Here is a 7,339-nt window from a genome sequence, read left to right on the forward strand (position 1 = left end):
GTGGAGCGGGCCGGGCGGGGATTCACTGACCTATTTCGACGACAACGAGCTGTTCACCTGGCCCGACGCCCTGCGGGACGAGTGGGACCTCATCGGCGTCCAACCACGGGGACTGGCGCACGCCGGCCCGCTCCACTGCGCGCCGATGGATGGCGCCGACCAGTTGATGATCGCCACCAACCTGGGCGGCGCGCACCGGGCGTCGTGCGAGCAGGCCAGCGGCGACTACTGGCGCCACCTCACCACCGAGAACACCGCGCGCGACTGGGAGGAGGTCCGGCGCGCGCTCGGCCAGGAGCGCATCTCCATCCACGGCCTGTCCTACGGCACGCTGCTCGGGTCGACCTACGCGACGCTCTTCCCGCAGCACACGGACAAGGTGGTGCTGGATTCGGCAGCGCACCCGGACTGGATGTGGAACGACGTGCTGCGCGAGCAGACCGAGCCCTACAAGCGCAGGGTGATGGCGATGTTCGACTGGATCGCCGCCAACGACGCCGTGTACGGGCTGGGCGATACCCCACTCAAGGTGTACGGGCGCTGGTCGCAGCGGGTGATGGCCGAGTCCGGCACCACCCCGACCCTCGCCCCTCCCCCGGCGCGGGTCGGCGACGTGCCGCCCGAGTGGCGGGCGCTCGCGCAGCAGTACGTCGACGGGGTCACGCTCACCGGCCCGCTGCGGGTGCAGATCGAGGGGCTGTTCACCCAGCTCCGCACTCCCGGCGCGGTGCAGGCGCTGTCGCCGATGCTCGGCGCGACCCGCGGACTGGCGCCGCAGAGCTCGGGGTGGCCGGTGATCGCGGAGGCCCTGCGTGACGGCACGCCCGTCGGGCCGCAGGACCCGCAGATGCCGGAGCTCCCGGAGGAGGCTGTGGTTGCACTCAACATGCAGTCCGCCGTCCTGTGCAATGAAAACCGCGTTGCCCCGCGGCCGCTCGACTACCCCGGGTTCCTGTGGACGCAGTTCGTGACCGGGGACATCTTCGATGCCATCGGCCTGACCTACAGTTCCGGGGCCGCCTGTGCCGGCGCCGCTCCGGTCACCACGCCCGTCGCGGTCCACAACGCGGGCCTGGCCACGGCACCGCTGCTCATCAACTCGCTGGGGGATCCGCAGACGCCCTATCACGGGGCGCTGGCGCTGGCCGAGCGCATGGGAGCGCACGTGCTCACGGTCGAGGGCGGCGATCACGGGCAGGTGGCCAAGGGGAACACGATCGTCGACGACGCCGTGGTCGAGTACCTGCGCACCGGCCACACCGGCGTGACCCATGCCCCGGCCCCGCCGATGCCCGCGGCGGGGTAACGCCACCTCACCGACGAGGCCCGGGCCGGTGGGAAAGTACATCGCAGAGACGCTGGAGGCGCTGTCGTCGCGGGGTGTCCGCACTCTCGTTGCGTTGTCGTTCGTGATCGCGGGAATCTACTTGGGTAACGGAGGTGTAGCGACGGCGGCAGCTGTACTGCTCACGTCCCTGGGCTGTGGAATGACCGTCTTGATCATCAAGGCGAGAGCATCGATCGACTCCGATCGCGAGTAGAGGTGCCGCCGTGTGGTCACACCTGATCAGGTTTCCCCAGGTGGTTTTCCCGGGAATCGGCCAGATGTGACCACTCGGCGGATCGGCTCGGCATCGGAGGCGGCGCGGCGGGCTGGCTCGGAGCCGGCGCGGCGAATCGCCGCGACTAGTCCAGAACCGCGGTCGCCTCGATCTCCACCAGAACCTCCGGCTCGAAGAGGATCTGCACCCCGATGAGCGATGCCGGTGGCAACGGAATCGACAGGCCGATCTCGTCAGCCACCGCCTCCACGCCGGCCATGAACTCGCCGATCTTCTCCGGCTCCCAGTCGGTCACGTAGAACGTCAATCGGACGACATCGTCGAAGCCTGCCCCAGCCCCAGCCAGCCCGCGGGCGACGTTGCGGAGCGCTTGCGAGACCTGTCCGGCCAGGTCGGTGGGGAGGGGTGAGCCGTCGGGCATGTGAGCGACCTGCCCGGCCACGTGCACCTGGCGGGTGCCGGTGGCCACGGCCACGTGGTGGTACGGGGCGTCAGGGAGCATGCCTTCGGGGCTGGACACGGCGACTGTCATGATCCTCCTGTCGTCGGGAGCAAGTGGTAGTCACTGTGTACTTGGTATCGCGAGGTTACTTCAACGAGACTAGGTGTCATGGCAGATACCACCACCCACCGTGACCACGAGGTCGCCGTCGATGAGGCGCACCGCGAACTGCTCGCGCACGTCCTGGACAAGTGGTCCCTGGCCGTGATGTCGGCTCTGTGCGAGGCCCCGAGTCGCTTCAACGAATTGCGCCGGGCGATTCCGGCCGTGTCGCAGAAATCCCTGTCGACCACCCTGCGTCGGTTGGAACGCAACGGGCTCATCGAGCGCCGTGCGCTCACCACCCGGCCGATCGCGGTGGAGTACCGGATCACCCCGCTGGGCAAGACGGTGCGCGAACCGCTCGACGCGCTGCTCGACTGGGCCTCGGCGAACCTGCCGGCCATCGAGCGGGCCCGTGAGACGTTCGACGCCGAGCAGAGCGGTTTCTGACCGACACCCCCTCCACGACGCTCCGGTGGATTCCCGCGTCGGAGGAGCCCGGTACCGACGAGCTGGCGGCGGGAGAACCGGACGCAGAACCGCCGTGTGGTCACATACGATCACGTTCTCCCAGGTGACCTGACCCAGAACCGGTCAGATGTGACCACTCGGCGAGAGACCACGCCGCGCGAGGGTCGCCGCAGTGGCGTCGGCACGGGCACCCGCGCGAGCGCCTGCGCGTCCGCGGATCGCCCCGTCAGGGACGGGTAAAGATCCCCGCCCGGGGCATCAAGAGTCCGTAAATGCCACTTCCCGCACGGTCGCGGGGGACGCAGGCTTCTCGGTGCAGTGCAGGCCACCGCCGCGCTGATCCCCGATCGAAAGTGACCGTGCCCGCGATGCTCGATATCGCCTACCTCGCGCTCATGCTGGCCTGCCTGGCCGGCTGCGTGCTCCTCGTCGACCGGCTCTCCCGGTCCGACGAGTCCGCCACCTCCCCCGGCCTCCCGGCGACCGGCCTCCCGGCGCCTGACCCGGCGTCTCGCGACACCGCGTCGCCGGGCAGCGGGTCTCGCGACACCGCGTCGACCTGCGCCGCGTCCGCAGACACCTCGGGAGCCCGCCGATGACCCTCGCCGGCGTCACCACCGTGATCCTGCTGGTCGTGGCGGCGAGTCTGGTGGTCTATCTCCTGGTGGCGCTCGTCGACCCCGAGCGGTTCTCGTGAGCCCGGCGCTCGCAGCGGGCCTCCAGGTGGCCTGCCTGCTCGGGCTGCTGGCCGCGCTGTACATCCCGCTCGGCGACTACATGGCCCGGGTGTTCGCCAGCGACCGTGACCTCGGGGTCGAACGGCTCCTCTACCGGCTCGCCCGTGTGGACCCGCGCCGCGAGCAGTCCTGGCGCGTCTACGCCCTGGGGGTGCTCGCGTTCTCCGCGGTCAGCATGCTGGCCCTGTACGCGATCCAGCGCGTCCAGCACTGGCTGCCGCCGCTCGGTGCCCCCCAGGACGCGGTCGACCCGGCCATGGCGTTCAACACCGCCGTCTCCTTTGTCACCAACACCAACTGGCAGTCGTACACGCCCGAGGAGACCCTCACCAACCTCACCCAGATGATCGGGCTGACGGTGCAGAACGCCGTCTCCGCGGCCGTCGGTATCGCCGTGGCCATCGCGGTGGTGCGAGGGTTCTGCCGGGTCCGCAGCGGCGTGATCGGCAATTTCTGGGTGGACCTGACCCGGGCCGTCATCCGGGTGTTGCTCCCCCTCGGCCTGATCTTCGCCGCGCTGTTCCTCACCCAGGGCATGATCCAGTCGTTCTCCGGCGGCGTGGCGGTGACGGCGCTCGACGGCACCGCACAGCAGATCTCCACGGCGCCGGTCGCCTCCCAGGAAGCGCTCAAGCTGCTCGGCACCAACGGCGGCGGCGTGCTCGGGGCCAACTCGGCGCACCCGTTCGAGAACCCCACCCCGATCGCCAACCTGCTGTCGATCCTCGCCCTGCTGCTCATCCCGGTGGCGCTGACCCGCACGTTCGGCACCATGCTCGCGGAGTCGGGCGCCGGCAGCCGCCGCCACGGGCTGATGATCCTCGGCGTCATGGCCACCCTGTGGGGCGGCATGCTCGCCGTGGTCACGTGGGCCGAGTACCACGCTGCCGGGGTGGCCGCGCAGGCCGCCGGGATGCAGATGGAGGGCAAGGAGGTCCGCCACGGGATCCCGGCCTCGGTGCTCTTCGCGGTGTCCACCACGGGAACCTCCACCGGGGCGGTCAACTCGGCCCACGACAGCTATTCGGCCCTCGGCGGTGGGGCGTTGATCCTCAACATGCTCCTCGGCGAGATCGCCCCCGGCGGAGTCGGGACCGGTCTCTACGGGATCCTGGTCCTGGCCGTGCTCGCGGTGTTCGTGGGCGGGCTGTTGGTCGGCCGGACCCCGGAGTTCGTGGGCAAGAAGATCGGCCGCCGGGAGATCACCTGCGCCAGCCTGTCGCTGCTGGTCATGCCCGTGCTCGTCCTCACCGGCGTCGCGATCACGGCCGTGATGCCGTCCGCGGTCGAGGCCCAGAGCAACAGCGGGCCCCCCGGTTCGCCCAACTCGGCGCATGGACTCAGCGAGTACCTCTACGCCTTCACCTCGGCGGCCAACAACAACGGTTCGGCGTTCGGCGGCCTCACGGTCACCGACCACTGGTTCCAGGCCGCCCTCGGGGTGTGCATGATCCTCGGTCGGTTCCTGCCGATCATCCTCGTCCTGGCCATGGCCGGTTCCCTCGCCGCACAGAAGCGCAGCGACCCCGGCCCCGGCACCCTGCCGACGCACGGACCGCTCTTCGGCGGCCTGCTGCTCGGCGTCATCCTCCTGGTGGCGGCGCTGACCTTCGTGCCCACGCTCGCCCTCGGACCTATCGCGGAGGCACTCCAGTGACCGCCCTGCTCGATTCCCGGCACCTCGCCGCGGCCGCCCCCGGCGCGCTGCGGAAGCTCGACCCACGCCACCAGGCCCGCAACCCCGTCCTCTTTGTGGTGTGGGTGGGGTCGTTGCTCACCACGGTCCTCGCGGTGTTGCACCCCACCGTGTTCAGCTGGTCCACCGCGGCCTGGCTGTGGGCCACCGTCCTGTTCGCCGGCATGGCCGAGTCGGTCGCCGAGGGACGCGGCAAGGCGCAGGCCGACAGCCTGCGCAAGGTCACCACGGAGACCACCGCCAGGGTCCGACGCGGCCCCCACGAGACCCAGACCGTCCCGTCGACGGAGCTGGCCGTCGGTGACCTGGTGGAGGTTCTGGCGGGCGAGACCATCCCCGGGGACGGCGACGTGGTCGAGGGCATCGCCACCGTCGACGAGTCGGCGATCACCGGGGAGTCCGCGCCCGTGGTGCGGGAGTCCGGCGGCGACCGCAGTGCCGTCACCGGCGGGACCGTGGTGCTCTCCGACCGGATCGTCGTGCGCATCTCCACCGCGCCGGGCGAGTCGTTCGTCGACCGGATGATCGCGCTGGTCGAGGGGGCCGAGCGCACGAAGACCCCCAACGAGATCGCGCTCAACATCCTCCTGGCGATGCTCACGATCGTGTTCCTGGTCGCGGTTCTCGCGCTCGGCCCGGTGGCCGCCTACTCGGGCGCCGAGATCGATCCGATCCGGCTCATCGCCCTGCTGGTGTGCCTCATCCCCACCACCATCGGCGCCCTGCTGTCGGCCATCGGCATCGCGGGCATGGACCGCCTGGTCCAGCACAACGTCCTGGCGACGTCGGGACGGGCGGTCGAGGCCGCCGGCGACATCGACACCCTGTTGCTCGACAAGACCGGCACCATCACGTTCGGCGCTCGCCAGGCCACGTCCCTGGACCCGGCGGCCGGTGCGTCGACGGCGGAGCTCGCCGAGGCCGCGCGGGCCTCGAGCCTGGCCGACGAGACCCCGGAGGGTCGGAGCATCGTGGAGTTCTGTGCCCGCGAGCACGACCTGCCGGCCGCGGCCACCCGAGCGGAGGCGGACGCCGAGGCCGTCGAGTTCACCGCCCAGACCCGGATGTCCGGGATCGACCTCCCCGCGGCCGACGGCACGGTCCGTCAGATCCGCAAGGGCGCGTCGGACACGATCCTGGCCTGGGTCGCCGCGCACGGCGGCCGGGCCCCCGAGGGGGTGCGGGAGTCCGTCGAACGCATCGCCCGGCGCGGGGCCACGCCGCTGGTGGTGGCCGAGATGACGGTCCGCGCCAACGGGGCCGGGGATGCGACCAAGACCGGCGACGACGAGGGCGGTGAACTGATTCTCGCCAGCGCACCTCGGGTCCTCGGGACTGTCGAGCTCTCGGACGTGGTCAAGCCCGGAATGCGCGAGCGTTTCGCCGAACTGCGGGCCATGGGGATCCGCACCGTGATGATCACCGGGGACAACCCGCTCACCGCCGCGGCCATCGCCGCCGAGGCGGGGGTCGACGACTACCTGGCCGAGGCCACCCCGGACGACAAGATCGCGCGGATCCGCGCCGAGCAGACCGGGGGGCGCCTGGTCGCGATGACCGGTGACGGCACCAACGACGCCCCCGCCCTGGCCCAGGCCGACGTCGGCGTGGCCATGAACTCGGGCACCACGGCCGCCAAGGAGGCCGGCAACATGGTGGACCTGGATTCGGACCCCACCAAGCTCATCGACATCGTGGGCATCGGCAAACAGTTGCTCATCACCCGCGGCGCGCTCACCACGTTCTCGCTGGCCAACGACCTGGCCAAGTACTTCGCCATTCTGCCGGCGCTGTTCGTGGGGATCTTCCCGCAGCTGGACAGGCTCAACGTCATGGGGCTCGCGAGCCCCGAGTCGGCGATCCTGTCCGCGGTGATCTTCAACGCGATAGTCATCGTGCTGCTGGTCCCGCTCGCCCTCCGGGGCGTGAGGTACCGGGCGGCCTCCGCCGCGTCGCTGCTGCGGCGCAACCTGCTGATCTACGGGGTCGGGGGCGTGATCGCGCCGTTCCTCGGGATCTGGCTCATCGACCTGCTCGTCCGACACCTCCCCGGGATCGCGTGACTCATGTCCACTCTCACCACTGCTCTGCGCCAGCTGCGGCCGGCCCTCGTCGTCGTCGCCCTCGCCACCCTCCTGTGCGGCCTCGCCTATCCGGTTTCGGTCTGGGCGGTCTCGCGGCTCGACACCGCCTCGGCCGAGGGGTCGATCGTCCGGGACGCCGCCGGCTGCGCGGTCGGTTCGGCGCTCCTCGCCACCGACCCGCAGGTCGAGCCCGGCCAGCCGGATCCGTTCTTCCACGCCCGTGTCGTGGGGTCCGGGGACCAGGC

General features: G+C 70.7%; 9 protein-coding genes. 8 read left to right on the forward strand and 1 reads right to left on the reverse strand.

Annotated features, from left to right (window positions below):
• Together IY392_RS08550 and IY392_RS08555 are read left to right on the forward strand one after the other, a co-directional pair.
• A partial coding sequence (locus IY392_RS08550) for an alpha/beta hydrolase (RefSeq protein ID WP_194860982.1) occupies positions 1-1,306 on the forward strand: 1,306 nt, incomplete at its 5' end.
• Between the two features lie 28 nt (positions 1,307-1,334).
• Entirely contained in the window at positions 1,335-1,541 is a 207-nt protein-coding gene (locus IY392_RS08555; RefSeq protein WP_194860983.1) for a hypothetical protein, read from the forward strand.
• A 145-nt stretch (positions 1,542-1,686) separates the two neighbouring features.
• On the opposite strand, the gene IY392_RS08560 is transcribed toward IY392_RS08555, so the two are convergent.
• Positions 1,687-2,094 carry a RidA family protein gene (locus IY392_RS08560; protein WP_194860984.1) on the reverse strand — a complete coding sequence of 136 codons (408 nt, stop codon included), beginning with the start codon at positions 2,092-2,094 and terminating at the stop codon, positions 1,687-1,689.
• Between the two features lie 78 nt (positions 2,095-2,172).
• Between IY392_RS08560 and IY392_RS08565 the strand changes: the two genes are divergently transcribed.
• The 6 genes from IY392_RS08565 to IY392_RS08590 all read left to right on the forward strand — a co-directional run.
• A complete protein-coding gene (locus tag IY392_RS08565; RefSeq protein WP_194860985.1) occupies positions 2,173-2,556 on the forward strand; it encodes a helix-turn-helix domain-containing protein in 384 nt (127 codons plus the stop codon).
• A gap of 389 nt (positions 2,557-2,945) precedes the next feature.
• Positions 2,946-3,176 carry a hypothetical protein gene (locus tag IY392_RS08570; protein WP_194860986.1) on the forward strand — a complete coding sequence of 77 codons (231 nt, stop codon included), beginning with the start codon at positions 2,946-2,948 and terminating at the stop codon, positions 3,174-3,176.
• Entirely contained in the window at positions 3,173-3,274 is a 102-nt protein-coding gene (gene kdpF, locus IY392_RS08575) for a K(+)-transporting ATPase subunit F (protein ID WP_107757248.1), read from the forward strand. Before IY392_RS08570 ends, kdpF begins: the two co-directional genes overlap by 4 nt.
• Complete coding sequence (gene kdpA, locus IY392_RS08580) at positions 3,271-4,971, forward strand: potassium-transporting ATPase subunit KdpA (RefSeq protein ID WP_194860987.1); 1,701 nt, start codon at positions 3,271-3,273, stop codon at positions 4,969-4,971. Before kdpF ends, kdpA begins: the two co-directional genes overlap by 4 nt.
• Positions 4,968-7,073: a potassium-transporting ATPase subunit KdpB gene (gene kdpB, locus IY392_RS08585; RefSeq protein WP_375292904.1), complete on the forward strand. Its 2,106-nt coding sequence runs from the start codon at positions 4,968-4,970 to the stop codon at positions 7,071-7,073. Before kdpA ends, kdpB begins: the two co-directional genes overlap by 4 nt.
• A 3-nt stretch (positions 7,074-7,076) precedes the next feature.
• Positions 7,077-7,339, forward strand: a 263-nt coding sequence (locus IY392_RS08590) for a potassium-transporting ATPase subunit C (protein ID WP_194860988.1), incomplete at its 3' end; no start/stop codon positions are given.

Origin of the sequence: Dietzia sp. SYD-A1, assembly GCF_015356725.1 — a bacterium.
In the GTDB taxonomy this organism is placed as follows: domain Bacteria; phylum Actinomycetota; class Actinomycetes; order Mycobacteriales; family Mycobacteriaceae; genus Dietzia.

Excerpts from the sequence above, each read along its gene's own strand:
- IY392_RS08570 (WP_194860986.1), top strand. The coding sequence starts at position 2,946 with ATGCTCGATATCGCCTACCTCGCGCTCATGCTGGCCTGCCTGGCCGGC.
- IY392_RS08560 (WP_194860984.1), bottom strand. The coding sequence starts at position 2,094 with ATGACAGTCGCCGTGTCCAGCCCCGAAGGCATGCTCCCTGACGCCCCG.
- IY392_RS08565 (WP_194860985.1), top strand. The coding sequence starts at position 2,173 with ATGGCAGATACCACCACCCACCGTGACCACGAGGTCGCCGTCGATGAG.
- kdpF (WP_107757248.1), top strand. The coding sequence starts at position 3,173 with ATGACCCTCGCCGGCGTCACCACCGTGATCCTGCTGGTCGTGGCGGCG.